At 55.0% G+C, this 26,355-nt stretch carries 19 protein-coding genes; 14 read left to right on the forward strand and 5 right to left on the reverse strand.

The genetic code is table 11. The features are described from left to right. The first annotated feature begins 162 nt into the window (after positions 1-162). From ilvC to gcvH, 6 genes are all read left to right on the forward strand, one after another. Positions 163-1,155 carry a ketol-acid reductoisomerase gene (gene ilvC / locus ABH899_RS20500; protein ID WP_009672081.1) on the forward strand — a complete coding sequence of 331 codons (993 nt, stop codon included), beginning with the start codon at positions 163-165 and terminating at the stop codon, positions 1,153-1,155. A 50-nt stretch (positions 1,156-1,205) separates the two neighbouring features. Further along, positions 1,206-2,753 carry a 2-isopropylmalate synthase gene (locus ABH899_RS20505; RefSeq protein ID WP_009672140.1) on the forward strand — a complete coding sequence of 516 codons (1,548 nt, stop codon included), beginning with the start codon at positions 1,206-1,208 and terminating at the stop codon, positions 2,751-2,753. 67 nt (positions 2,754-2,820) lie between these two features. Then, entirely contained in the window at positions 2,821-4,026 is a 1,206-nt protein-coding gene (locus ABH899_RS20510; protein ID WP_009672276.1) for an aminotransferase-like domain-containing protein, read from the forward strand. A gap of 299 nt (positions 4,027-4,325) precedes the next feature. Next, entirely contained in the window at positions 4,326-5,405 is a 1,080-nt protein-coding gene (gene leuB / locus ABH899_RS20515; protein WP_103994369.1) for a 3-isopropylmalate dehydrogenase, read from the forward strand. Between the two features lie 305 nt (positions 5,406-5,710). Next, a complete protein-coding gene (locus ABH899_RS20520; protein ID WP_009672122.1) occupies positions 5,711-6,259 on the forward strand; it encodes a peroxiredoxin in 549 nt (182 codons plus the stop codon). A gap of 112 nt (positions 6,260-6,371) precedes the next feature. After that, positions 6,372-6,758, forward strand: a complete 387-nt coding sequence (gene gcvH, locus ABH899_RS20525; protein ID WP_370000002.1) for a glycine cleavage system protein GcvH — start codon at positions 6,372-6,374, stop codon at positions 6,756-6,758. 305 nt (positions 6,759-7,063) lie between these two features. On the opposite strand, the gene ABH899_RS20530 is transcribed toward gcvH, so the two are convergent. From ABH899_RS20530 to ABH899_RS20545, 4 genes are all read right to left on the reverse strand, one after another. Continuing rightward, positions 7,064-9,028 (reverse strand): glycoside hydrolase family 15 protein, encoded by a 1,965-nt coding sequence (locus tag ABH899_RS20530; protein ID WP_370000005.1) that lies wholly within the window; start codon positions 9,026-9,028, stop codon positions 7,064-7,066. A gap of 73 nt (positions 9,029-9,101) precedes the next feature. Continuing rightward, the gene (locus ABH899_RS20535) at positions 9,102-12,629 is read right to left on the reverse strand and encodes a 1,4-alpha-glucan branching protein domain-containing protein (RefSeq protein WP_370000007.1); all 3,528 of its coding nucleotides are present in this window, start codon (positions 12,627-12,629) and stop codon (positions 9,102-9,104) included. Next, a complete protein-coding gene (locus ABH899_RS20540) occupies positions 12,626-13,078 on the reverse strand; it encodes a DUF4912 domain-containing protein (RefSeq protein ID WP_370000010.1) in 453 nt (150 codons plus the stop codon). The genes ABH899_RS20535 and ABH899_RS20540 overlap by 4 nt, the downstream gene beginning before the upstream one ends. Before the next feature lie 244 nt (positions 13,079-13,322). Further along, a complete protein-coding gene (locus tag ABH899_RS20545) occupies positions 13,323-13,538 on the reverse strand; it encodes a hypothetical protein (protein WP_009672162.1) in 216 nt (71 codons plus the stop codon). A gap of 318 nt (positions 13,539-13,856) precedes the next feature. On the opposite strand from ABH899_RS20545, the gene ABH899_RS20550 reads away from it, so the two are divergent. The 5 genes from ABH899_RS20550 (at position 13,857) to ABH899_RS20570 (ending at position 20,406) form a co-directional block, all read left to right on the forward strand. Further along, positions 13,857-14,282, forward strand: a complete 426-nt coding sequence (locus ABH899_RS20550) for a hypothetical protein (RefSeq protein ID WP_009672238.1) — start codon at positions 13,857-13,859, stop codon at positions 14,280-14,282. Positions 14,283-14,664: 382 nt separating this feature from the next. After that, positions 14,665-15,486 (forward strand): RNA polymerase sigma factor SigI, encoded by an 822-nt coding sequence (gene sigI, locus ABH899_RS20555; RefSeq protein ID WP_009672036.1) that lies wholly within the window; start codon positions 14,665-14,667, stop codon positions 15,484-15,486. Continuing rightward, the gene (locus ABH899_RS20560) at positions 15,479-16,783 is read left to right on the forward strand and encodes an anti-sigma factor domain-containing protein (protein WP_370000015.1); all 1,305 of its coding nucleotides are present in this window, start codon (positions 15,479-15,481) and stop codon (positions 16,781-16,783) included. Before sigI ends, ABH899_RS20560 begins: the two co-directional genes overlap by 8 nt. Before the next feature lie 351 nt (positions 16,784-17,134). Then, positions 17,135-18,493, forward strand: coding sequence for an ATP-binding protein (locus ABH899_RS20565; RefSeq protein ID WP_370000018.1), 1,359 nt, complete (start codon positions 17,135-17,137; stop codon positions 18,491-18,493). Between the two features lie 170 nt (positions 18,494-18,663). Continuing rightward, complete coding sequence (locus ABH899_RS20570) at positions 18,664-20,406, forward strand: leucyl aminopeptidase (protein ID WP_370000020.1); 1,743 nt, start codon at positions 18,664-18,666, stop codon at positions 20,404-20,406. 270 nt (positions 20,407-20,676) lie between these two features. Here ABH899_RS20570 and ABH899_RS20575 read toward each other — a convergent pair whose 3' ends face one another. Beyond that, a complete protein-coding gene (locus ABH899_RS20575) occupies positions 20,677-21,276 on the reverse strand; it encodes a general stress protein (RefSeq protein ID WP_370000023.1) in 600 nt (199 codons plus the stop codon). A gap of 321 nt (positions 21,277-21,597) precedes the next feature. On the opposite strand from ABH899_RS20575, the gene ABH899_RS20580 reads away from it, so the two are divergent. The 3 genes from ABH899_RS20580 (at position 21,598) to ABH899_RS20590 (ending at position 26,233) form a co-directional block, all read left to right on the forward strand. Then, entirely contained in the window at positions 21,598-21,813 is a 216-nt protein-coding gene (locus ABH899_RS20580) for a hypothetical protein (RefSeq protein WP_256123845.1), read from the forward strand. 326 nt (positions 21,814-22,139) lie between these two features. Then, the gene (locus ABH899_RS20585; protein ID WP_370000026.1) at positions 22,140-23,174 is read left to right on the forward strand and encodes an S-layer homology domain-containing protein; all 1,035 of its coding nucleotides are present in this window, start codon (positions 22,140-22,142) and stop codon (positions 23,172-23,174) included. 473 nt (positions 23,175-23,647) lie between these two features. Then, on the forward strand, positions 23,648-26,233 hold the full coding sequence (locus tag ABH899_RS20590) for an Ig-like domain-containing protein (protein WP_370000029.1): 2,586 nt from the start codon (positions 23,648-23,650) through the stop codon (positions 26,231-26,233). The last annotated feature ends 122 nt before the right edge of the window (positions 26,234-26,355 follow it).

The following is a 26,355-nucleotide window of genomic DNA, read 5'->3' on the forward strand; positions in this document are numbered from 1 at the left end:
AATCAGAAAGGCCGATTCGTCGGCTAAGTCCCCTTGAATGGGACTTTCAGCCCTTAACTCTTTGCTGCTGCAAATCAGTAATTCATTGACGGTTGAAAGCTGAAAGGCCCATTCAATGGGGAAATCATACACGGTTATTTAATTTAAGGAGGATATTATCCAATGGCAGCTACTATGTACTATGAAAAAGACGCAGACTTCGCATCCCTTCAAGGTAAAACGATCGCAATCGTAGGTTACGGTTCCCAAGGTCACGCTCAAGCGCAAAACCTTCGCGACAGCGGACTGAATGTAATCATCGGTCTTCGCCAAGGTAAATCCTGGAACACCGCACAAAACGACGGATTTGAAGTATTCACGGTTGAAGAAGCGGCTGCACGCGCAGACGTAATCCAAATCCTTATGCCGGACGAAACGCAAGCACGCGTATACAAAGAAGCGATCGAGCCGAACATGAAAAAAGGCGTAGCGCTCATGTTCTCCCACGGCTTCAACATTCACTTCGGACAAATTAAAGCGCCTGCCGACGCAGACGTATTCCTCGTAGCGCCAAAATCCCCGGGCCACATGGTTCGCCGTACGTATGTGGAAGGTTTCGGCGTTCCCGGCCTGATCGCGATCGAGCAGGACGCAACCGGCAACGCGAAGCAAATCGGTCTCGCTTATGCCAAAGGGATCGGCTGTACACGCGCGGGAGTTATCGAAACTACCTTCAAAGAAGAAACCGAAACGGATCTGTTCGGTGAGCAAGCCGTTCTTTGCGGCGGTGCAAGCGAGCTCGTTAAAGCCGGTTTTGAAACACTAGTTGAAGCGGGTTATGCGCCTGAAATGGCTTACTTCGAGTGTCTGCACGAACTGAAGCTGATCGTTGACATGATGTACGAAGGCGGTCTGTCTTCCATGCGCAGCTCGATCTCCAACACGGCGGAGTACGGCGACTATGTAACGGGCCCTCGCATCATCACGGCTGAAACGAAAAAAGCGATGAAAGACGTGCTGACGGATATCCAACAAGGTAAATTCGCACGCGACTTCATCCTTGAGAACCAATCCAACAACGCGTTCATGAACGCGACACGTAGAAACGAAGCCGAGCACCCGCTGGAGCAAGTCGGTTCCCAACTGCGTGAACTGATGCACTGGATCAAGAAGTAAGCTGAGCCCGAATAGATAGCCAAAACTCAAGCTTCAGGAGGTGAACGCAAGTGAGAAAAATCTATGTGTTTGATACGACGCTCCGGGACGGAGAGCAGTCACCGGGGGTCAATCTCAACATGCAGGAGAAGGTCGAAATTGCGCTTCAGCTTGAGAAGCTGGGCGTTGACCGGATCGAGGCCGGGTTCCCGGCCGCTTCTCCGGGAGATCTGGAAGGCGTCGCTTCCGTAGCCCGCGCTGTGAGAAACGCAACGATTATCGGTCTTTCCCGCTCGCGGGAACAGGATATCGATGCGGCGCGGGAAGCGCTGAGGCACGCTCAGGATCCTTGCCTGCATTTGTTCCTGGCCACTTCGCCGATTCACCGCAAGCATAAGCTGCGGATGGAGAAGCAGCAGGTGCTGGAGACGGCTGAAGCCGCTATCCGCTATGCGAAGAAATATTTCGATAAAATCGAGTTTTCCCCGGAAGATGCCGGAAGGACCGAGCTCGACTTCCTCTGCGAAGTAACCGAGATGGCGATCCGCGCAGGCGCTACGGTGGTGAATATTCCGGATACGGTCGGATTTCTGAATCCGAGCGAGTTCGGGAACATTTTCAAAACGCTGAAAGAAAACGTGCCGGGCATCGAGAAAATCCAGCTCAGCGCCCACTGTCACGATGATCTCGGCATGGCTACGGCCAACGCGCTGGCGGCGGTTCTGAACGGTGCCGATCAAATCGAAGGCACCATCAACGGGATCGGCGAGCGTGCCGGCAATACGTCGATCGAGGAAGTCGCCATGGCGCTGGAAACCCGCCAGGAGTTTTTCCAGGCGAAGACATCCCTGGTGCTCTCCGAGATTTACCGCACAAGCCGCCTCGTCAGCAAATTGACGGGGATGGATGTGCCGGGCAACAAAGCGATCGTCGGCGCCAATGCCTTCGCGCATGAATCGGGCATCCACCAGGATGGCATGCTGAAGGAGAAGACGACGTACGAGATCATGTCCCCGGAGACGATCGGTCTCAAGGAAAGCAAGCTCGTACTCGGCAAGCATTCCGGCCGCCACGCGTTCCGCGAGAAGCTCATCGATATGGGGTACGACCTCAGCGACGAGCAGGTGAACGCGGCGTTCGCTAAATTCAAGGATCTGGCCGACAAGAAGAAGAACGTGCTGGATGACGATATCCGCGCTCTTCTCGAAGAGAAGCTGGTCAGCACGCCGGAAGTATATGTGCTGGATTCCCTGCAGGTATCGTACAGCAACCAAGCCGTTCCGAACGCTACGGTGCGTATCCATGCCGAGGACGGCAAAGTGCTGGAAGAATCGGCAGACGGCAACGGTTCCGTAGATGCCATCTACAACGCAATCGATAAAACGACCGGCGAGGAAGTGGAGCTGGAGGATTACACGATCAAATCGGTTTCCTACGGCAAGGACGCTCTCGGCGAAGTTCATGTCATTTTGGGCCAAAAAGGTGTTTCCGTACAGGGCCGCGGAATTTCCACGGATATTCTGGAGGCAAGTGCCAAAGCCTATATTGACGCCTTGAACCGTCTGATCGAAAAGCGTAAAACACCGACTGCCAAACGCAGCAATGTCACGTTGATTTAATACGCAGCACCTCACTCCCGCCGGGCGCGGAAGTGAGGTGTTTTGTTAACACGAAAGGGGCGGCATCATGAAATATCGGTTCTCAAAAACTTTGGAGGCTTTTTCCTCCTCCGCTGTACGTGAAATTCTCAAGCTTACGCAGGGCAAGTCCATCATTTCTTTTGCCGGGGGCCTTCCGGCTGAGGAATTTTTTCCGGTAGAAGCCGTCAAAGAAGCGATCGGAAGAGTCATGGAGGGCGGCAAGTCCGCCCTGCAGTACGGGCTGACGGAAGGCTACACTCCGCTGCGCCAGAGCATCTGCAACCGCATGGCAACGAAAGGCATGCAGGTTACGCCGGATGACATGCTGCTGACGACAGGCTCCCAGCAGTCGATTGATCTGCTTACCCGCGTCTATATCGACGAAGGCGACGTCATTCTGGTCGAGCGACCGACCTACCTCGCGGCCATTCAGGTATTCCAGGCGCGCGGCGCCAAAATCGTGTCGGTCCGGAGCGACCGCCACGGAATGGACCTGGAGGATCTCGCCGTCCAAATCAAGCAGCACCGGCCGAAGATGGTGTATGTGAATCCGAGCTTCTCCAACCCGGCCGGCCGCGTGTGGAGTCTGGAGCGCCGCAAAGGCCTCCTGGCGGCCTGCCGTCAGAACGATGTGCTCATCCTTGAGGATGATCCGTACGGCGAGCTGAAATTCGGCACGACCGAAATCATGCCGTCCATCTTCTCGCTCGATCAGCATCCTGAGGGAAGCTGCGTCGTGTACACGAGCACGTTCTCCAAAATCGTGGCGCCCGCACTTCGCACCGGTTGGGTCATGGGCGACCGTGCCGTTATCCGCAGCATGGCCCAGGCCAAGCAGGCGGCGGATCTGCACTCGAGCACCCTCGATCAGATGACGCTGTTCCAACTGATGGAGCAGTTCGACATGGATGCCCATATCGGGCTGATCTCGGTCGAGTACGAAAAGCGGATGCGCACGATGGTACAGGTGCTTCAGGAGAAGAACTGGCCGGGCGTCCACTGGAACGATCCCCAAGGCGGTATGTTCCTGTGGCTGGAACTTCCGGCGCACATTGACACGCAGGTGCTGCTGGCGGCCGCCGTTCAGCAGGGAGTGGCCTTCGTGCCCGGCGTTTCTTTCTTCGCCGACGAGCCGGAGCGCAACACCATGCGCCTGAATTACACGCACGCCGGAGAAGCGGAGATCAGGCTGGGCCTCGAACGCCTGGATGCTGTTCTGCAGCCTCTGCTGGCGGCTGCGCCGAAAGTATAACGCTTTTAAAGGTTAGTAAAAGATCCTGCCTGGTTTTGTTGGAGAACGTTAAGAACTCTGATGGGACCGGCAGGTTTTTTTGCGTTCATGAAAAAATGGATGGAGGGAACGGTATCTTGAAGTGAAAAAAGGATGGCGGCCTCGTCGAAAAGATGTTTATAGGTTTTTCCTATGAAACTGATAGCTTTTATATCTTAGTCATCCGTTACCAAATGTGTTAAAACTGAAAGTAGAGATGCAGTAGGGATCGGATTAGCACGGCCCTGTCAGCTACGGACAATCCAAAGGAGTGAACGAACATGTCAGACGTGAAAAAAATCGCCGTCATCGCGGGGGATGGAATCGGCCCGGAAGTCGTTGCGGAAGCGGAGAAAGTTCTCAAGAAAACCGAGGAGCTTTTCGGTCATCGCTTTGAGACGGAGCACGGCTTGTTCGGCGGCATCGCCATCGACGAGAAAGGCACGCCGCTGCCGCAGGAAACGCTGGAACTGTGCCAGCGCGCCGACGCGGTGCTGCTCGGAGCCGTAGGCGGTCCGAAGTGGGACAACAATCCGAAGGAGCTTCGTCCGGAAACGGGCCTCCTCGGTATCCGCAAAGCGCTCGGTTTGTTCTCGAACATCCGCCCGGCTGTCGTGTTCGACTGCCTGAAGGACGCGTCCACTCTCAAGCCGGAAGTGCTTGACGGTACGGATCTTATCGTGGTCCGCGAGCTGACAGGAGGCATTTACTTCGGCGAGAAATTCCGCCGCGAGACAGAGAACGGACAAGAAGCGGTCGATACCTGCGCTTACAACGTAAGCGAAGTGGAACGCATCGCACGCCAGGCGTTCGAAATCGCCCGCACGCGCAGCAAGAAGCTGGCTTCGGTCGACAAGGCGAACGTGCTGGAGACTTCCCGATTGTGGAGAGAGACGGTCATCCGCATTTCCGCGGATTACCCGGATGTCGAACTTGAGCATGTGCTCGTCGACAACTGTGCGATGCAGCTTCTGCGCCGTCCTTCCAGCTTCGACGTTATCGTCACCGAGAACATGTTCGGAGACATCCTGAGCGACGAAGCGGCGATGCTGACCGGATCGATCGGCATGCTCTCTTCCGCCTCGCTGGGCGAAGGCAGCTTCGGCCTGTACGAGCCGGTACACGGCTCCGCACCGGATATCGCCGGTCAAGGGATCTCCAACCCGATCGCGACGATCCTCTCGGTAGCGCTGATGTTCCGCCTGACGTTCGGCTACCACGAAGCGGCGGACGCGATCGAGCGTGCCGTGAAGGAAGTGCTCGATGCGGGCCACCGCACGGGCGATATCGCGGTCGATAAGTCGAAAGCGATCGGCACTAAAGAAATGGGCGACCTGATTGTCGCGGCCATCCGTAAATAAAAGAATGCCTGATACCGACACGCAGAAGAGAGTTTGCTTTCTGCGTGTTTTCTTTTGTAAAGAAAAGATGTAGGCGTCGGGATGCAAAATGCGCACTATTATAATAGGTAGAGATTCGTTTGAAAACTTCGCGTTAGCGAACACAGATCAAGAAGCCGAAGGCCGTAATGGCAGCAAATGTTCGCACATTGGTCATATTTTTATAATAATTATTATTTAATAGACTCTATAATCTTGACTTTCTTTTGGGCGGATGATACCATTTTATTATTCGACAAGGAAAAGATCAAAGGAGGAATTTTGACATGGCAGAACGTTTGGTAGGTAAACCGGCTCCGGCTTTCACTATGGAAACTGCACTTGGAGACGGAACGGATTTTGGTACGGCTTCTCTTTCCGATTACAAAGGCAAATGGTTGGTACTTTTCTTCTATCCTCTTGATTTCACTTTTGTATGCCCGACTGAAATTACGGCGCTTAGTGAAGCTGCTTCCACTTTCAAGGATCTGAAAACCGAAATCCTCGGTGTTTCCGTGGACAGCAAGCACTCTCACCGTGCATGGATCAACACCGCTCGTGAGGACAACGGCCTGGGCAAGTTGAACTTCCCGCTGGCGGCTGACCTGACGAAATCCGTAGCTCGCGACTACGGCGTCCTGATCGAAGAAGAAGGCGTAGCTCTGCGCGGCCTGTTCATCATCGATCCGGAAGGCGAACTGAAATACCAAGTCGTTAACCACAACGACGTAGGTCGCAGCGTAGAAGAAACTCTTCGCGTCCTGCAAGCTCTTCAGTCCGGCGGCCTGTGCCCGATGAACTGGAAACCCGGCGACAAAAACCTGTCCGTAAAGTAAGTTGACGGACTGATTATAGGAGCTCCTCACTTTCCGCTTAACGGCGGCGGGCGGGGAGCTTTTGTTACGATTGAGAAAGCCCTGGCCTTTCAGGAAAGAAAGGAGGAGCAGGATGGATATCCCGCAGGAACTGTTGTATACCCCGAATCATGAGTGGGTCCGGGTAGACGGAAGCCGGGCTACGATCGGATTGACGGATTACGCGCAAATGGAGATCGGAATGATTGTGTTTGCAGAGCTTCCCGAGGAAGGGGAGGAGCTGCAGGCCGGCGATCTTCTGGGGACAATGGAGTCCGTTACGGCGGAAGCGGATGTGTTTATGCCGTTGTCCGGAACGATTGTATCCACAAACCGGGAGTTGGTTAAGAACTCCCATTATATCAACCGTTTTCCCTACGGCTCGGGATGGCTTATTCAGATTGAGATGAACAAGCCGGAAGAGCTTGAGGCTTTGTGGAGCGCGGAGAAATATGACGAAGTGTTTGGAGAGCGGCTGTAGACGCCGCCGGTCATGAGGTGTCGGTATGGTCTTGGCGCCCTTCGTCTTTCCGTTGCAGCGGCTCGGAGCGTCCAAGCGTGTACAGCGGCGGGGGATAAAAACAGCAGACCTTCGCGTCGCGCCCGTGGAGGGCCGGAAAAGCTCTTCTAAGCTGCCGAAAAGCGTCTGTAAAGCCTTTTTGGGTGAGAGTGGCCTTTGCTCTTTTGCAGGGGACCGGACTGACCGCCTGATAAAAGAGGAAAGTACTGAAAAAACCGCAGGCCGAATTGGAACGGCTTGCGGTTTTTTTTCGGGAGCAGGCAGGGTTATTTTCCCGCAAGCTGCTCATATTTGCTCAAGTATTTGACGACGGCGAGAACAAAGGTGGCGTGCGACCAGGTGAGAGGGGCCACGGATACAGGATCGCCGTTATACGGATCGAGCTGTTCCGGAAGAATTCCGCTCTCCATCTGATGCTTTACGACCCATTCCAGCGTCTGCCGGGGTGTCTCCAGGTCCGCAAGCGTCTTGGCGCATTCGATTTCCCATTCGGCGATCCATAGCGTACAGATGATCCAGGGATTGCCTGGCACTTGGTCCACATCCTGCGACCGCTGGAAATAATAATCGTGATGATAGCGGGCCACGCCGCCGACAGGGGTCTTGATGGACAGGCCGTTCTTGTTGGCCTGCATGGTGCGTACCACGCGGTCGTCGTCCGCCGGCAGAACGCCGAACTCGAATATACCGTAGACCGAGCTTTCCAGCGTCATATCGCGGACCCAGGTTCCGTCCTTTTGGTACAAACCGCGGGCGAAACGGCCTTCTTTCTCATCCCAGAGATGAGTGAGGATGCCGTTTTTGATTTTCTCGGCCGTATGGCGGTAGCGGCTGCTGCGTTCCTCATCGCCGAACAGGTTGCAGAAGTTAGCCGCGGCGATCAGTCCTCCGTAAACCGCGGAAGCGGTGAACGTATAGATGCCGTACCGTTCTTCCCACAGGTCGTAGCTCGGCTTAGGCAGGCTCAGTTCCTGGTCGATATAAGTGGACATGAAACGTGCGGCCTTGCGGATCAGATCGCGGTAGAGGGACTGTACCAGCTCCAGATTGCCGTGCTTCTTATAGTCCTGCCAGAGAGCGAACAGCACGAGCGCCGTCTCGTCTTCCTGAATCGGCAGCTGCTCGCCGCCGTTGTGTACATACGGATGCCAGCTCGATCCGACGGTTCCGTCCGGATTGTATTTGTGGTGCAAATACCCCTCGGGAGAAATCACGTTGGCGCAGAAGCGGTAGAACGGCTCCATCATCGCCTGATGGCCGGCCATGGACATGGAGTAGGCGACCAGAGCGCCGTCTCGAGGCCACATGTAGCTGTAATGGTCACGGTTGCTCTGCATGATGTCCGAATCGTTGGCCGCGATAATCGCGCCGTTCACGTCGGTTTGGGTACGCACAATGAGGAGACTCTGCTTGAACAAGCGGATAACTTCTTCGCTCAGATCGCCGAACGACCGCTCCGTCTTGTTGACCCAGCGCTGCCAGTAAATCTGAACGCGGTCGAGCAGCTTGCCGGGATGGCTTTCCTTGACATACTTATCGAGCTTTTTCACGTCCTCAAGCGTGTGGCCCGCACTCAGCCAGTAGTACAGGGTATGATCGCCGGAAGGCGGCACATACATCCGGAACGAAATGGTGCTGTCGACCGAGCCTTGCGAGATCGGATTGCCCATCAGATGGCCGTCCTCGGCGTCGCGCCATGTGCCTTCGGCATTGTAAAAGCGCTTGACCCCGGTCGTATACTGAAAAATGCCGTCCGTTCCCGTACTTCCGTTGAACATGAAGTATTTGTCTTTTTTATAATGGAAAACGGTGTGATTGGCCGGGTAATAGGCGGCAGTGTCGCCGACCTCCGTCTCGTTGATTACGAGATCCTGGTTAAAAAATACCCGGACTTCCTTCACCGCCGAGTGATGGTTGGTGATCTGAATCCGCTTCAGAAAAATATCCTCCCGCTGATGCACGCCGTCTTGAATGCGAAGCGTAACCCCGAGGCCGGGATGCGTCGCCTTCACGTCGGTCACTAAGGAGTCTTCCACATAAGCACGCTGAAACTGCCATTCAGGCGCGTCCAACCACGAAAAAGCACCGTCCACCCAAATTCCGACACGACAATGATACCCGCCGATATGATTCAGCTGCCCTACATAAGGATAGTACAAATCCCGCATGTAAGAGTGTTCATCCAGATTGATGAGAAACTTCCCGTTACCGACAACGAAATGTCTGGGCAAAAAATCACTTCCTTACTGGTTACTGGTAAATCCAGGTTATTCGCCATAAGGTTACCGTTTTCAGAAGAAGAGGTCAACAAGTTTTTGTCGATCTTTGGCAATTTATGGCGCTTTGGTAAACGTTCGTGGTGGCGGTTCCGATTTCCTTCATATTAAAGCATGTGCGTAATTTAGCGGAGGCGCGCTTCGTAAAAAGAGCCGCAAGTTCCGGATCGCCCAGCAGAAGGCAAATCTTCCCGGCCCAAGCCCGGGGATCCGCCGGAGGAAGCCGGAAACCGTCTACACCGTCTTCGACAAGTCCGGCGAGCCCGCCGGTGTCCGAAGCGACGAGAGGGACGCCCGCTCTCATCGCTTCAAGCGCCACGATTCCGAAAGGCTCGTATAGGCTCGGAATGGCGCAGACATCGGCTTCTGCAAAAAGCCCGGCTTTGGCGGCTTCGTCGGCGAAGCCGGTAAAACGAACGCGGTCGCCGAAGGGAAGGGCCAGCTCGCGGATGGAAGCCGCCTCCGGTCCCGTTCCGGCAATGATCAGTTCCGTCTCCGGGAACTGCTCCAGGACATAAGGGAGCGCTGCCAGAAGCAGCGGAATGTTCTTCTCGGGGACGAGGCGTCCGAGATATAGAATCCGGCGCTTTGCAAACGGCGGTCGCTGCGGATATCCGGAATCTCCGGCACATGCCGGAACCGGATGCGGCTCCCGGTTGTTTTCCGCATCGGAAGAGGCAGGAAGACCGTTCGGAATGACCGTCACGCCGGATTTTTTACGGTTGAAAAGCGACGTCACTTCCTCCGCCATCGAATCGCTGCAAACGATAAGTTTGTCGGCCAGCTCCGCCAGGCTGCTTTCGGCAGCGTGAATTTTGCGGGAGACGGGATCGTCCAGCCGGCCCAGCTTGCGGCCGTGTTCGGTTGCGTGCAGGGTAACGACAAGCGGCAGGCGAAGAGCCTGCCGGCAGTCACGGGCGGCGTAATACACCAGCCAGTCATGCGCGTGGAGGATATCGAACCGAAGCTCCTGATTTTCCTCCATCAGACGTTCCACCCGTAAAATCATGGCGATGTTCAACCTGAACACCCAGTCGAGAAAAGCCGGGGATTCGGAGCTTTGCAGGACTTCCACGCGATGAACGTACACTCCGTTCCAAAGACTGTCCGAGGCCTCGTCATCCCGGCGGCATGTTATCACATGCACAATATGGCCGTCACGGGCCAGTTGTGACGCAAGGTCTCCGACCGCTCGCCCCAGCCCTCCTATTAGATGAGGCGGGAATTCCCAGGCCAGCACGAGAACGCGGAGGGAGGCTTTTTTGTCGGTATTCAGAGCAGCGGTGGAGCTGTTTGCGGCAGGCGGTTTTGCCTGTGAACTTCCGGCGGATGGCTTGCCGGTTTCGCGCTCTTCGGCGGCCGTTTGCTCTTCAGGCGAAAGACCGGCGGGAGCAAAGGCGGGTGCCTGGGACGGTTTTTTATCCGCTAGCGTTTCGGAAAGATACCCCGGGAGGTAGGCTCTCCAATTCACATCGGCAAAGATAGGAGCGCTTCTTTCCATTCTATGAAGCAATTCTAGCTTCCCGGGTGAAAGAACGTCGGGTTGTCTCTCATCTATATCATCCAGTATCGGTAGCAGTTGATAGAAGTTATTCCTATGCTCGTGAAATCTTTCGGCGGCATAGCCCGCCATGTCTCCCGATTCGATCATAAACGCCCAATCGCTGCTTTGGGCGAGCATGAGCTCCCGCGCAGCCTGTCGCAAAATTCTGTCGGTGAGAGCGGTGTGCGAAAGATTTTCGTGATCGCGTCGATTCGGGCCGGAGTCAGGGGAATGGAAGGAAAAAGGATCCGAGCTTGAAATAGCGTTATGTTCCGCAGCGAGGGCTTGGTGAGCCTTTCCTGCTGCGGTGTTTGTCCGGGCGGCTCTTGCGGCGGCCAGCGCCAAGGCTTCTTCTGCGGCATGCAGAAGCGGATACATCCAGTCTGTAGCCGGATTCAGCCAGACTCTGGCATCCCCTCCCCGTCCCCAGCTGGATAGAGCGGGGGCCGTGCCTTTGTCGAAAGCGTAGCGCTCCTCATATAGAGAGGGCGTAAGAAACACGGGCTGCTTCTCCGAATCGGGAAGTGAAGGGCCGCTGTGCGAACCGCTGGCGGCATACCGCCGCCGCTGTTCAAGGTCGCCTTCGCGCAGCAGGGTTTCCAGCCAGAGGGGGCCTTCGTGCCACCAGTGTCCGAAAAGCTCCAGGTCGAAGGCGCAGACGGCAACCGGCCGGGGCGGCAGGAGGCGTGCCTCCGAAGCGGAAGCGGCCGGTCGGGAGGCCCCGCCTTCCCCAGCATAACAGCCGGAGGCGCGGGTGTGCTCGGCTTCCGGCGCTGTGCAGGCAGCCGGCGTTCGCCGTGCGGCGTCTCCCGCAAGGCCCGAAGCCGGGAAAGCCTCCGCAGGCTGGCGTTTAGCGGCAGCGGAGACGGAGGAGACGAGCCCGGATGCCGCCTGGGCGGTCGGGGCGGCAGCGTCCCACTCGGCTGCGGAGTCAGCGCCATCAACGCCGGCCGCCCCGCGCGCTGCCGCTTCGCTGCCCCGAGGCTCCGCTGCGCCGAGCGATGCGAGGAAATGCCTCGCATGCGCGGCGGCCAGCTCCGCGGCGCGGCCGGCGTCGTATGGGGCTTTGCCTCCGGCTCCGTCTCCGCCCCCGGCGGCGCCCGTTATGCGACAGTACTTGTAGCCTGTCGCAGCGGGAGTGCCATCCGGCAGCACGTACGGCCGGATGTAAGCTTGCTCGGCCGGAGTGCCGCGGCCGAGCTCATACCCGATATCGCGGTAATATTCGCGATAATCGGGATGGCCGGGGTAGCCGCTATCCCGGCTCCACACGAGAGCCGAGGCGGCCGCATCCCGGGTGAAAACCTGGAGGCCGTCCGGTGTGACGTACGGAGCGGCCGGTCCCTGCCCGGCCCCGGATTTGCCTTCCGGCGCCTCCAGGATTGTAAAGCGCAGCCCCAGCCTAAGCAGGATAGGCTCCAGCTTGGGCGTGTACCCGCATTCCGGGAGCCAGATCCCGGAGGGGGCGAAGCCGAAATACCGCCGGAACTCCGTCACGGCGGTATACAGCTGCGCGAACGCGGCTTCCTCCGTTTTGAACAAAGGGAGGAAAGGGTGGGTAGCGGCTGCGGGAATCAGCTGGATCAGGCCGCGGTCGGCATAAAGGCGCAGCCGCGGGATCATTTTACCGTCTATCTTGTCGAGTAAAGCAAGCATGTCCGCATACCTTCCGGCATAGCGGGAGGCAAGGGAGGCCGGCCCGGGCTTGTCTGCAAGCCGCTCTTTTTCTTTGCGGCCCAGCTCCACACGCCGTTTCAATATTTCCCGCGTACGTTTCTGCAGTTCTGGGTTCTCCCACATAGACAGAAGCACGGGGCTTACGGACAAGGTCACCGGAGAGCAGACCTTGCCGTTTAGCAGACGGTCCATACAATCCACGAAGGGCAAATAGACGTCGCACATCGCTTCATGAAACCAATATTCTTCTAGAGTGAGACCGCCGTCGGGCCGGTAGACGTAAGGCAAATGCGCGTGAAAAACGAGCAGAGCGGGAACGGGCTGGGATATGCTCACGGCTTTTCTCCTTCCTGTTTGGGCGGCGGATAGATCGTGTAAGTAGAATAGAAGCCAAAATCAACCGGCAGAAGAGGAAACGGGGGATGATTGTTCCCGCTGTGCCGCCCTTCTTCCGGGAATGGATTTTCGCCGGAACCGTCACCCGTCCTAACGGGAGCGGACCTCAATAAAGGAAGAAAGTCGTCATTGGCACTCAGCATTCCCAATTCCGCCAGCCATAGACCCTTCCGGCCTTGCGTGCGGATATAGGCGGAACCGGCATTTTCGGCCGGTGGCATGGTTCGGACCTCATAGACGACAGACTCGCCGGAACCTTCACCATATCCGCTTATGCGGACGGATACCAGACCTTGTTCGGCTTCGGTTCCTCCGTACTCGGCGATCATGGAAGCCAGGCGGGATGAAAGCGACCAGTAAACAAACAGAACCGTCTGCTGCTGAATCATAAGATGCACATTGCCGAGCTTGGGCTGCAGCAGCGGGGAATGGATTGGACGGATACCGTGCAGAGTAAATTCCTCTCTTCCTTGCCGGGCGTATGCCGTATCGTTTTGAATGGTTCTATTGTAGCACAGCGGAAGGAAGCTCCCAATCTTTGAGGGGAGGAAGCCGGTGAATGTAGCGACGGCAGGGTGTCCCGTTTCCCGCTGTCCGGTTACTGCCGCTTATTTTACCTCCGGTCCGTCATCTTCATGTAGGGGTGGTCTGGGGAAGCCGCCGCGATTCCGTCAAGCGCATCAGCGTATCGTAACGGTTCGCCGAGTCCCAAAGGGCTTGAATGTCTTCCAGGTCGAAACCGGTGTAATTCTCCACCTTTCCCGTGTGGTAATAGACCGAGAATTCACCGGTCTGGCCCTCGAATTTGGCAAAAGCAATCTGCCGAGAAATGATGGGAATAATCGTCATTGCACGTCCCTCCGATCTGGTGGTAAAACGGACTCCGGCATGGTTAGCGCAGTTCCCGGAAGTCCTGTTCCTCTTATTTTATGCGGGCTGTGTAAGAGTTAGAAGCGCGGCAAAGCTTGGCCCCGAAGGGTTTAAGCTTGCGATTGCGGGTTAAAAATCGGAGTCCAGCTAGGCCTATTTTGCTAGAAAAAGAGGAATTTTCCTTTGTGCCGGTGAATAGGAATGTTGTAAAATAAAGCATCACATGCAAACGACATGCGTAAATTCACTTCCGCAGGCCGGGAAGGTCTGCAGGACGATCCTTGGGAGGGAAGTATTATGAGTTTCTGCTGCGGTGCAAGTATGATCGGGTCGAAGGGGACCCTTAAACATATACGAACAAGCATTCACAATGTTCCGATCCTGTTCTGTCCGGTTTGTCACCGGATCGAGGTTCATCATCTGATAGAAAACGAGTACGAGCTGCTGGCCGAATACGCGCACGGAGACGGTGCCGCCGAGGTTGATTTCATCGATTATGTGGAAGGCAAGCAGGGACCGGCTATTTATGAGAACTGCGTGAACCACGAGGATGAGGAACCGATGGAAATTGTCCAGAATCAGATCGACATGGGACTGGATCTGCTTTCGGTCGCTAAGTCTCTCGGGGACAGCGCGTGGGAGGACCAGCTCAAAAAACGTCTTCAGGTGCTCAGCCGCCGCCGGAGCAAGCTTGTTAAAGGCCGTACGCCTCAAAGTCCCTAAGCCTCAAAGCAATTGCACTTATCCATAGATGGTATTCTCATATAAAAAACGGCCGGAGGGTGCTCTGGCCGTTTTTTTTGTTTCATGCAAATGCGCTGGAAGAAAGAGCTTTTGTAGCTTTTATACAGCATTTTTTGATAGGGACAGGCGGTAGTATGGATCATGCAGATTACGGATAATACCATTAATACCCTTATGCTGGAATATAATTATGCTTTTTCCGCGTTTTTTGAGAAGATGAGTGGTATTCGGCTCTTTTTTCTGAGAAAATCCTGTGAAATCTCTTAACTTTTTCGCCGATATTAAAGCTTGTGCTATAATAGCAAAGATTGACCCCCCGAAGAAATTGCTGGAAATCGAATTGTATAAGTGAGGTGGAACAGTGATTCTGGTACTGTTTAAGAAGTTATTCGGCAGCAAGCGTCAGTCCAGCCACCACCAAAAAAACGCACCGCAACCTGAAGAGGTTGTGAAAAAAATACAGCAGGGAGACCTGCGTCTGCGCAATCAATTTATCTCGGATTACCAGCCGTTTGTCATCAAGGTGGCAAGCCGCTTTTGCAAAAGATACATTGATCCTGCCAGAGACGACGAATTTAGTATTGCTTTAGCCGCATTTAACGAGGCCATTAATCAGTTCTCCCATGACATGGGGCGTTCTTTCCTCGGTTTTGCCGAGACGGTGATGCGCCGCAGACTGATCGACTATTTGAGAAAGGAGCAGCGGTTCAAAGGACAGATTCCGTACAGTGCGTTTGACCAGGAAGACGAAGAAGATCATTACGTGAATCCCATCGAGATTCATCAAGCGCTGGAACAGTATGAGAAACAGAAGGGAATAGAAGAACGCCGCGGAGAAATTGTGGAATTTAACCGCAATCTTGCCGTTTTCTCCATTCAATTTACCGATTTGGTCGATGCCTCTCCCAAGCACGAAGATTCTCGTATCATGCTTTTCGGGATCGGCAAGCTCCTCTCCGAAGACCCTGAACTGATGCGTCTTCTGCTTAGCAAAAAGCAGCTTCCTATTAAGGAACTTCTGGGTAAGGTTAGCGTCTCCCGCAAAACGCTGGAACGTAACCGAAAGTATTTGATTGCCATAGCGCTCATACACACCGGCTCCTATCCATATCTCAAAGAATATCTGCATATTAAAGAGCAATCAAAGCAAACTTTCCAGGAAAGAAGAGAGGCATATGAGTAAAGGCATCGTCATGGAGCTGAAGGGAAACAGCATTATTGTCATGACGGAGGAGGGGCGTTTCGAGCGCATTTCTAAGAAAGGGCGAAACTGCCAAGTCGGACAAGAAATCCGTTACAAATCGACACGGGGATTCGGGCGTTCTCAGATTTTGGTGCTGACATCCGGGCTTACGGCTGCCGCGATTATTTGTTTTGTCTTCATCGGCGGCTTGTTAAACATGGGCAGCCAGGTAAAAGTGGCGGCGTATGTGACGATGGACGTTAACCCGAGCGTAGAGCTTGCGCTCGACGATGAGGAGATCGTACGGGAGGTCAGAGGGCTCAATCAGGACGGCGCTCAGATGGCCAAGGCGCTTCATGTGGAAGGCAAGCCCCTGACCCAGGCCGCGTCCGTTATTCTGGATTGGCTTGACCAAGGCCCGCTCGCCAAAGGCGAAGGGGATATTATCATTTCGAGTACGGTTGTAGGCAACCAGCGCAAGGTGAGCGACGTTCTGCTGGCCGACAAAATGGAGAAGCAGGTAACGGACCATCTGCTCGCGAACCATGCCGACCTGAGTAAATATGCGGTCGCGGCTTTCGCGGCGCCGCCTGAACTGCGGCAGGAAGCGGGTACGCATCAGCTGTCCACGGGCAAGTACGCGATTTATTTGAACGCGAAGAGTATGGGGACCGAAATCAGCCTGGATCAGCTGCGTGAGATGTCCATTTACACCCTGGCGAAGCAGATGGGCGGAATGGGGAAGCTGTATAACCGCACGCAGCCCATCAACAAAGACAACCTTACAAATTGGCTGGCCATGGAAAAGGAAGGCTCCTGGAACAAGGATAACGTGGCTCTGCCTGGTGAAGAAGAAAAGAATCAGCCGGTTCCCTCCAAGACGCCGGTTCCTACGCCTACGCCTTCGGACAATTCTGTAGGAAACACGGCGAATACGGGCGGCAAGGCCTCCGAAACCAAAGTGACGCCTGTACCTACACCGACCCCGAAGAAGGAGAATACCTACACCGGCAGCGGCAACGCGGACAACGCACGGGAAGAATGGCTTCGTCAGAAGGTGGAGCGGGAATACAAGCGCGCTCAGGAAGAGTTGAAGAGGAAACAGGAAGCGCAGAAGGAAAAAGAAGAAAAAGAAAGAAAAGCACGGGAGAAAGAACGCGAGAAGCAGAAAGAAAAAGAAAAGAAAGACAAGAATCACGAGAAGGACGACGACAGGGATGATCGTGATTCCTGGAAGGGCGGACATTCTTTCCGGATTCCATTCAAGGAGGGCCAGGTTTATTATAACATCGGCTGAGCGGGCGCCCGTTCAACGCTTGAACGTATAAGCAGACCTGACCATCTGCAAAAAAAGGCCCTAATAAGAAAAGATAACCCCGCCGACCGCGGGGTTATTTAGCACGCACATCCAGGCAGTGAATTTCGGTAGCGGCAGGCGCTGCCGTTTTAAGGCGGGATTTTACATTTTCCTCTTTTTACGCTCCAAATCGTATCGTAATTTTAACCTTCCTATGTTACAATGAGTGAGATTCCGATAATTAGCAAATTCGCGAGGAAATGTAAGAAAATGACGAAAAAACCTTGATTTTTGACGAAAAGTGTCGTCGTGCCGGGTACACAACCCCACGCATAATCTAGGAGGAGTCACATGCCGGATATCCGAACGATGTATCTGCAAGTTTTGCAAGTATTGATGCAAAGCGGACCGGAGGAAGCCCGCTCATATTCCAGCACCCTTAAGCCGCTTATCTCCTCTATGCTGCCGGAAGAGGTGACTCTTCTGCATGATAGATGCATGCGGGAGTTAACCGGCCCTGCCAGACCTGAAGATGCTGTGCTGTATTATCAGCAATCGTTCCAAATACTTAGTGAAGTGATATCCTTTTGCACGTCTCAATCCGAGCGGGCCGGTAAAGAACCGTCAAGACGCTTTACCGGCAGATTGATGCCGGACTCTTCCTACCAGTCGTCCAGCAGCAAGTATGAGAATGTGCTCCAGCATATGGACAGCGGGATAGCGTTATTCGACCAGGAAGGCTTTCTTTCGTTTGCCAACGTAAAGCTCGGCCAATTCCTGGGACTGCCTCGCAAAAGCATGATCGGACGTACGTTCTACGAGCTGGTCAGGCTGCGGAAGCTTTCGAGGGGCATGCGTAAACTTCTGATCAAGCTTCACCGCGAGATGTTCGTGTACCGGCTGCCCTTTCAGGAAGTTCTGGACGAGAAGGGCCAGCACTTTCTGGTGACGGCCAAGTACGATGAGGAGCTGGACGGGGACATTCTCATTTCCGTCAAGGACGTGACCGACTTCAAGCGGATCGAGCAATCCGTCTATTATAACGACAAGCTGGCCATGCTGGGGAAAATCGCGGCTTCCATCGCTCACGAAATCCGTAATCCGCTTACCTCGATCCGCGGGTTTATTCAGCTTTTGCAGCCTGAACTGCTTCGTCTGGGCAAACAGGATTACGCCGATATTATTTTAAGTGAAATCGACCGCGCCAACGATATCATTTTTGAATTTCTGAATTCGTCCAAGCCTACGGCTCCGGTGAAGCAGAAGATCCAGATCGCCTCGCTTATTAAGGAAGTCGTGCTGTTGTTCGAGAGTGAGGCTTTGTTAAAAGGCTGCGATATCCAGTTAAGCGAATCCGACCCGAATTTATACGTATGGGTGGACGTGAAGCAGATCAAGCAGGTGCTGCTCAACATTGTTAAAAATGCCATAGAAGTGATGTCCGACGGACAGAAAGAGCATGGGCTTATTCGCATCCGGACGATTAAAGTGGATCATCAAGTATGGATTTACATAGAAGACAACGGCAGAGGAATGGATCAGAAAACGCTTTCAAAGCTGTTCGATCCGTTTTTTACGACGAAAGAAGACGGAACCGGCCTGGGGCTTTCCGTTTGCTACCGCATCATCAAAAATCATGGCGGCGTCATTCATGTGGAAAGCGAGGTTGGAGAGGGGACAAGCTTCCGGATTCAGCTCCCTTTAAACTGACGCCACAGTGTATTACAATAGAAAAGAATACCCATATGCTCCCCGCTGACGATGTTGCTGATAAACTCGCCGGCCTGAGGGAGTTTTGACTATTTAGAACGGGAATACTGCAAACGCGGACCGAAGGGAAAGACTTGCCGCCAGAGGCATGAGAGGGGCTGAATTCTTAGATGAGAGCGGACTATACAACGAATACGAAAATTTCTGTCACGGAAAGCGGCGGATGGGCCTCGGCGGATGCGGATGCCCTGCTGTTCTTCACGACTGAGGGGGAAGACTCGGGTAGCCTGCCGGATCTGCCGGCGGAGCTCCGGGCTGAGCTGGACCGGCTGAAGCGGACCGGACGCTTCAAAGGAGGCGCCGGTGAAGTGACCGTGCTTCCGGCATACGGGCGCCTGGCCGCGCCGTACGTGATCGCCGCCGGTCTCGGTGCGGCGCCGGCGGGCCGCGACACACTGCGGCTTGCCGCGGTACAAGCGGCCCGCGAAGCACAGCGGCTCGGGCTGGGCCGCCTGGCCGTGCTGCTGCCGGAGGGAGCCTTCCCGGCTGAGCCCCCGCGCGGCGGGACGTACGCGGCTCCGCTTGCGGCGCAGGGCGCAGGCGAAGCCGGTGCCGCGGGAGGCGCTTCGGTGAAGTCCGCAAGCGCAAGCGGTGACGGCGTGCAAGCGGAGCCGCAGGGCGAGAGCGGAGCGGATGCACGGACGGCGGCAGGCGCGGAGCCTGCACCGCAGAGCGCGAGCGCGGCAGACGCGCAGCCTGCGGGCGCTACTCCTTCCGCCACGACGGTGTTCACCGTGGCGGAAGGGCTGCTGCTCGGCGCGTACCGCATCGCGACGTACGCGCGGGAGGCGAAGCCGCGGCAGGAACTGGCCGCGGCGCAGCTGTTCGTTCAGCGGGACGCGCTGAACGGGGAAGCGCTGCAGGCGGCGGTGGCCGCCGCCGAAGCGTATGCGGTCGCGACGAACTATGCGCGCGACCTGACGAACCTGCCCGGCAATCTGCTGCTTCCTTCCGATCTGGCGGAGGAAGCGGAGAAGCTGGCCGGGCAGTTCGGAATCGCCTGCGAGGTGCTGGATGAGCAGGCGATTGTGGAGCGCGGCATGGGAGCGCTCGCGGCCGTCGGCCTCGGCAGCGCGAACCCGCCGCGCATGATTACGCTGAGCTACGACGGCGATCCGTCGTCGGGTGAGGTGCTGGGGCTTGTCGGCAAAGGCGTCACCTTTGACACCGGCGGCATTTCCATCAAGCCTGCGGGCGGCATGGAAGAGATGATCAGCGACATGGGCGGAGCGGCGGTGCTGCTCGGGCTGCTGATCGTGGTGGGCCGCCTGAAGCCGCGCATCAACCTGCGGATTGTCATACCGGCCGCCGAGAATATGCCGTCCGGAACGGCGATGCGCCCGGGAGATGTTATCACGACCTTAAGCGGGCGCACAGTCGAAGTGCTGAATACGGATGCGGAAGGGCGGCTCATTCTTGCGGACGGCGTCACGTATGCGATTGCGAAAGGGGCGACCCGTCTGATCGATATCGCTACGCTGACAGGCGCGGTTCTCGTCTCTTTCGCCGATGTTGCCACAAGCGCCCAGACGAACGACGATGCTTTCCTCGCTTCCGTTCTGCAAGCCTCGATACAAGCGGGAGAAAAGGTGTGGCAGCTCCCGAATTTTCCGGAATACCGGGAAATGCTGCGCAGCACGGTCGCCGATATCAAAAATGCCGCCGCTCATAAGTGGGCGGGAGCGATTATGGGCGGCTCGTTTATCGAGGCGTTCATCGAAGATAAGCCGTGGATTCATCTGGATACGGGCGGTACGGCGTGGCTTTGGGGAGATCGGGGTGTCGATCCGAAGGGCGGCACCGGCGCCATGGTGCGTACGTTGGCCGAATATATTTGCGGCGCCGGAGTGTAGGCCACTCTCTTCGATACATTCTGCACGGGCGGAACAGACGGCTTGTCCGTCGAAATGGCGAGGTGCACGGTCCGGGTTCGGCAGGTCTTAGATCATACAGCATTTCCGCACCGGACAAGCTCAAGGGCTATAATATGGCCTAGCATGGCGTTGGTCACGTTGGTCAACCCGGTCAGGAAGTTTATAAAGGAAAGACCCGGTCCTTGTACGAGGACCGGGTCTTTCGGTTTTATTTGAATAGGGAACGTGTCCGATCGGCTTGGCGCGGTCTTACAGACGGCGCGAACGGTCAATGTCATCATTCGGCGCATTGTAAGGCAGACCCGAATTGACATCGTAGGCCGGGGTATCCGTATCGCGGAACACCTGATCGTCGTAAGTGGATGCGTTCAGGGAGCGGTTCGTACGGAAGGTGTCGTAAACGTGAGCGTCGCGTTCGGCCTCGGAATCGACGAGGACGAGGATTTTGCCGTCATTGACATAGTTGTCGTACTGCCGGGCTTCATCCTCCGGGATGCCCATGCCTACCAGGCCGCCCACGATACCGCCCGCGCCCGCTCCGACAGCGGCACCCGTCAATGTAGCGGCAATTGGTCCCGCCGCGATGAAGGGGCCGACGCCTGGAATGGCCAGCGCGCCGATTCCGGCCAACAGGCCGGTCACACCGCCGAGAACGCCGCCTGTAGCTGCGCCCGTGGCTACGCCTTCAGGCGCTTTCGTTCCGGTTTCATCTAAAATATCGGCTGAATCTTGTTTATCCTTGGCAATAACGGAGATATCGTCGGCATGGAAACCTTGCTGTTTAAGACCATCGATCGCTTGAATAGCTTCTCTTTCTGTATCGAAAACACCAACAATTTTCTTATCCATTTTGAACTACCTCCTCAAGTTTCGTAAAGTATTCACTCATTTCGCTTAGCTTTCTTCCGGTTACAGCATATCCTTACCCCGCAGGCACCGCCGGTAAACGGGTTTCGGACAACTTACGGACGTTTCCAGATATTAACGGATCCCGCGAATAACCGTGATGAAGCGCGAACAACGTTTCCCATTAAGGAAGCGTTTTTTAAAATGTAAAAACTATTTGACATTTCTGTCCGTTCTTTTATAATGAAGGTATGTAAAAGATATTTGACATTTTAAATGAAATCACAAAAGAGCTTATGCATCATGGACCGGGAGGAAAAGGTTATGAAACTGAACCTGCGTAAAGCGGATGAAATGGAACGATATCAGACGGACAAGTCGGCGAAGATTGCTTTTATTTTTTATACGACGGCGCTGCTTGTCTGGGGGCTTTATAATTTTTTCAGCACGGGGAAGACGGGATGGGAGTTTACGATTCTGCTTCTAGGCAATGCGATTTTTCTGTGGTCCCGCGTGGTGTACCGGCGGAAAATGCAGTAAGAGGCTGCCGGTGGAGCCTGAAGAGGCGCGCAAGCGCGCAGGCGAGTATGTGAGGACAAGATGGGCCTGAAAAGGTTAAAGGAAGGGGCCGGGCCGGTTAAGTCGCCTCTGGTCCCGGACACAAAAAGATGACCTTGGGGGACCATCTTTTTATTGCAGAAAAGAAAGCGATTTCAAAAGCGTATTCGGTCCTAAAGGTTTTTAAGGTCACTTGGTTTGTTTAGCGTTCCGTTTAAGAGAGGACTTTGCTGCTTCTATCGCGAAAAATACTGCATACCATGTGGGGATAAAATGCACATCCAAACAATGAGGGGGAGCATAGGAGAATGAAACGGTCTTTTTGGAAAAAAAGCGCACTGGCCGCCGGAACCGCGCTCGTGCTGGTCACGGCTGCGTCGCCCGCAAGCGCTCACTGGCTTTACGAGGATATCGACGGGGTTCCTTGGGCGCAGGAGAGTTTAATCAGCACGTCTCAAATGCGCGTGATTGACGGGGTGTCCGAGAAAACGTTCGATCCGGGTGCGAAGGTAACGGGTATCCAGTTCGTCAAGATGGCCGTGATGGCGAGCGATCCGTCTTACGAACCCGATCTGGGCAGTTATGCAGCCTGGTACGGGGCTTATTTAAATAAAGCGCAAGCGGAGATAGGTCTTGTGGACGAAGCTTTCCCGAAAACGATGCTCGATCCCGCTTCCCGCCTCGAAATCGTGCGTGTGGTGAGCAAGCTGATTCAGCCGGAATGGAGGTTTAAATCGGTTCCGGACGAGGACGCCGTGGCGCTTTGCGTAAAAGAAGGCATCCTGCAGGGGCGTGCCGATGGTGATCTGGCCTTGGAGGCTCCCGTTACCCGCGCCGAAGCGGCCGTCCTGATCGACCGTGTCATGGAGAAAACGGGGAAGTACGGCAAGCGCTTCGACAAGCCGGTTGTCGGTGTGGAAGGCGGGGCGTTTGTCCTGAACGGACTGCATCTGGGACAGAAGGCGGAGGAAGTTTCCGCTATTCTCGGAACTCCGTTCCTGAAAGGGCAGGATGAGCTGGACGGGGATGCTGTGGAAGAGTATAAAAACTTCTATGTCGCTTACTATGAGGACAAGACATCGAGGATTATGTATAAAGCGGTAGATGAAAAGCTTAAGTCCGGCGATGTCGAGCTTCCGGGCGCGGCCGTTTTCAAAGGCTTCGACACTACTTATTATTACCTGGAGCAGACGGAGGAAATCCTGATGGCGAAGGATCAGTTCACGTACCTGGGCTTCGCGGACGGCAATTTCTATTTCCACGTCGATAACGGCGGCATCCAGCCGTATAACGAGGCGGCGCGCAAGCTGAACGATTTGTTCGAAAAGCACCAAAACCAATAATAACGTAATGCGGCCCTTGTGCCTTGGGGTTGAGCGCGGAACGGAACGGAAATCTTAAAAGCCCGGGCAAAGTCTCGGGCTTTTTTACGTGCTGCCGGGCAATGCGTTTTTGTGAGCAAGGGGAACCGAACGGGAAAAAGGACGAAAATTTTCTGCACGGATGATTGTTTATGGAGATTGAGGCTAAACATTTTGTTCTCTTTTGTCGATATTAGAAGAGGGTATTCCAACAATTGGGTAAACCGCCAGTCAAGCGTTAATGAAACGCTTAATCGGAAGTTACCGTTTCTGCCGGGCGAACGCCATTGACCTAAAAGGAGGATCACATTTTCCAGGTACCGACAAGGACGTCGAAATTACAGTTCGGGTTCGGCACGAAAAGAAGGTCAGCTTTTTGAACAGTTGCGGAAGGAATGTTTGTCTAAGCAGGTTTCCGCGAAGCTGTCCAACAAGAACAAAGACTAGGAGATGAAATGATGCGGGCAATGAGGATTTTGGCTTTATTCCTTACCTTAACTCTGGTATCGAGCAGCTTCGGCGCAATGAGCGCGATGGCGTTGGAAGTTACCAGCCTGGTGCTGAACAAAAACGAACTTTCGCTGGAGGTAGGCGGCACCGCTTCCCTTACGGCAACCGCGGTCTACGACAGCGGCGCGACCGAGAACGTAACGGTTAAAACCGACTGGACCTCAGGTTCTCCGGAAATCGCATCCGTGTATGCGGGATCGGTTACGGCGAAGAAAGAAGGCAAAGCCGTCATTACGGCCACCCATAAAGGGAAAACGGTTATCGTCAACGTGACGGTAAGCAAGCATGTCCGTTCTCTCATTAAAGACGTACAAACGATTGATTTGCGCAAAGGCAAATCCGAACAAATTAAACTGACGGCCTACTATGACGACGGTACGAACGAAGACGTAACGAAGAAGGCCGAATGGAACATCGACAACGGTTCCGTGGCTACGGTAGTCAACGGTCTCGTCACAGGTCAAAGCTCGGGTACGGCGATCGTATCCGCGAAATATAACAACCAGACCGTTTCCGTACCGGTCAGCATCGAAATCGCGAAGCGGGTAGATCCCGATAAATCGCAGATCTCCATGCTTCTGAAAGACTCGGAAGCGATCACGTTAATCGCGACTTATCCCGACGGTACTTCCGAGGATGTTTCGGACATCGCCGAGTGGGAATCCGACAACCCGAATGTGGCGGATGTCCTGAAAGGCAAAGTTACCGGGTATGGACCGGGTAAAGCTACGATCAAGGCAAGCTACGGCACGAAGTCGGCGTCTATCAAGGTAGACGTGGACAATGCCATCAAGCTGGACTTGGGCAAGGAAACGGTTCTGCTGAAGAAAAACGGCACGGAGCAGCTGAACCTGAAAGCGACTTATGCCGACGGGAGCTCCGATGATATTACGGCTCGCGCGGACTGGACTTCCAGCGACGAGAATATCGTCAGCGTCGTCAAAGGCAAGCTTTTCGCGAATGCTACGGGCGAAGTGACCGTTACGGCCAAGTACGGCACGAAAACCGTTTCGGTCGTCGTAGACGTGGATGTTCCGAAGCGTCTGGAAGCCGAGAAGGAGCCGTTGTTCCTGCAAACCGGCAAAGAGGAGCAGATCGTCCTATGGGCGACCTATGCCGACGATACGAAGGAAGACGTGGCGGATGAAGCCAAATGGACGGTCGACAACGAAGCGGTTGTCAGCGTGACGGACGGCAAAGTGACCGCACGTAAAGCCGGAGAAGCCAACGTAACCGCGACTTACGGCGGCAAAACCGTCACTGTTAAAGTGTCGGTCGATATTCCGAACACGATCAAAGCAAGCGTGAAAACCGTTAACTTCCAAGTGGGCAGCTACGAGAAGGTAACGCTGAACGCGATCTACAGCGACGGCAAGGTGGAAGACGTAACGGAGAAAGCCGACTGGACCTCCAGCGCCGCGGACATCGCGGAAGTACGCAAAGGCGTGATTACCGGCGTAGGTACAGGTGCCGCTACAGTGACGGCTAAGTACGGTACGAGAACGGCTGTCGTTCAAGTGTCCGTAGGTGTGTTGAAAACGTTGACCACCGGCAGCAAAACCACCATTTCTTTGAAAAAGGCCGGTACTCAGGTGCTGGACCTGACGGCGACATATTCGGACGGCACCAAAGAAGATGTGACGAAAGAAGCGGCCTGGACGAGCTCCAATGAGAAAGCGGCGACCGTAGATGCCGGTCTGGTAACGGGTGTCGCTTCCGGCGAGTCTACCATTACGGCCACTTTCAATAACAAGACGGTTACATTCAAGGTTCAAGTCGATATGGCGGACAAGCTGACGGCGAATCCGTCGTTCCTGAATTTCGATCTCGGCGAGAACAAACTGATCACTCTTACGAGCACGGATGGAAGCGGAACGCCGAAAGACGTGACGAAAGAGGCGGAGTGGACCTCCAGCAGCGCGGCAGTCGCGACGGTGGATAACGGTCTCGTGACTCCGGTCTCCCGCGGCAAAACGACGATCACCGCGAAGTACGGCGGCAAGACGGTTACGATTCCGGTCGAAATCGGCGTCGTTTCTACTCTCGAAGTGGACAAGCGTTTCGTGACGACCAAATCCGGATCGAGCGTTCAAATCAAAGTAACGGCGACTCTTTCGGACGGAAGCAAGAAAGACGTTACTTCGAGCGTCCTCTGGAAGTCCAGCAACTACAAAATTGCGGATGTGAGCGCAGGGAAAGTGACGGGCGTCAGCGCGGGAAGCACGACGGTTTCCGCAACGTTCGGCGGCAAGAGCATTTCGATTCCCGTCGATGTGGACAAATTGAAATACTTGCAAACCGACAAAGTTACCGTGGAGCTGAAAGCGGGAGCTACGGCGAACGTGAAGGCTATGGCAACGTTCGAGGATCTGTCCGAGCAGGACGCTACGGTCCAGGCGTTGTGGAAATCTTCCAACATCCGTGTAGCGGACGTGAAGGACGGCATCATCCGGGCAACCGGCAAAGGCAAAGCCACGATTACAGTGACGTACGCGAAGAAATCGACCAAAGTCTACGTGACGGTCAACTAATAGCATGTATACAAAAAGGACCTGCAGCCGCAGGTCCTTTTTTTCACATTATCGCAAGGCTTTTGGGAGGATTTACAAGGGAATCCACTCGTATGAACGACCGGAACGGGGTGAAAATAGCC

The sequence above is a fragment of the Paenibacillus sp. RC84 genome (assembly GCF_041260495.1).
GTDB lineage: Bacteria > Bacillota > Bacilli > Paenibacillales > NBRC-103111 > Paenibacillus_F.

What these genes read in the sequence shown, in the direction of transcription:
- ilvC (WP_009672081.1), top strand. Translation starts at nt 163, where the DNA reads ATGGCAGCTACTATGTACTATGAAAAAGACGCAGACTTCGCATCCCTT.
- ABH899_RS20510 (WP_009672276.1), top strand. Translation starts at nt 2,821, where the DNA reads ATGAAATATCGGTTCTCAAAAACTTTGGAGGCTTTTTCCTCCTCCGCT.
- leuB (WP_103994369.1), top strand. Translation starts at nt 4,326, where the DNA reads ATGTCAGACGTGAAAAAAATCGCCGTCATCGCGGGGGATGGAATCGGC.
- ABH899_RS20520 (WP_009672122.1), top strand. Translation starts at nt 5,711, where the DNA reads ATGGCAGAACGTTTGGTAGGTAAACCGGCTCCGGCTTTCACTATGGAA.
- gcvH (WP_370000002.1), top strand. Translation starts at nt 6,372, where the DNA reads ATGGATATCCCGCAGGAACTGTTGTATACCCCGAATCATGAGTGGGTC.
- ABH899_RS20540 (WP_370000010.1), bottom strand. Translation starts at nt 13,078, where the DNA reads ATGATTCAGCAGCAGACGGTTCTGTTTGTTTACTGGTCGCTTTCATCC.
- ABH899_RS20545 (WP_009672162.1), bottom strand. Translation starts at nt 13,538, where the DNA reads ATGACGATTATTCCCATCATTTCTCGGCAGATTGCTTTTGCCAAATTC.
- ABH899_RS20550 (WP_009672238.1), top strand. Translation starts at nt 13,857, where the DNA reads ATGAGTTTCTGCTGCGGTGCAAGTATGATCGGGTCGAAGGGGACCCTT.
- ABH899_RS20560 (WP_370000015.1), top strand. Translation starts at nt 15,479, where the DNA reads ATGAGTAAAGGCATCGTCATGGAGCTGAAGGGAAACAGCATTATTGTC.
- ABH899_RS20565 (WP_370000018.1), top strand. Translation starts at nt 17,135, where the DNA reads ATGCCGGATATCCGAACGATGTATCTGCAAGTTTTGCAAGTATTGATG.
- ABH899_RS20570 (WP_370000020.1), top strand. Translation starts at nt 18,664, where the DNA reads ATGAGAGCGGACTATACAACGAATACGAAAATTTCTGTCACGGAAAGC.
- ABH899_RS20575 (WP_370000023.1), bottom strand. Translation starts at nt 21,276, where the DNA reads ATGGATAAGAAAATTGTTGGTGTTTTCGATACAGAAAGAGAAGCTATT.
- ABH899_RS20580 (WP_256123845.1), top strand. Translation starts at nt 21,598, where the DNA reads ATGAAACTGAACCTGCGTAAAGCGGATGAAATGGAACGATATCAGACG.
- ABH899_RS20585 (WP_370000026.1), top strand. Translation starts at nt 22,140, where the DNA reads ATGAAACGGTCTTTTTGGAAAAAAAGCGCACTGGCCGCCGGAACCGCG.
- ABH899_RS20590 (WP_370000029.1), top strand. Translation starts at nt 23,648, where the DNA reads ATGATGCGGGCAATGAGGATTTTGGCTTTATTCCTTACCTTAACTCTG.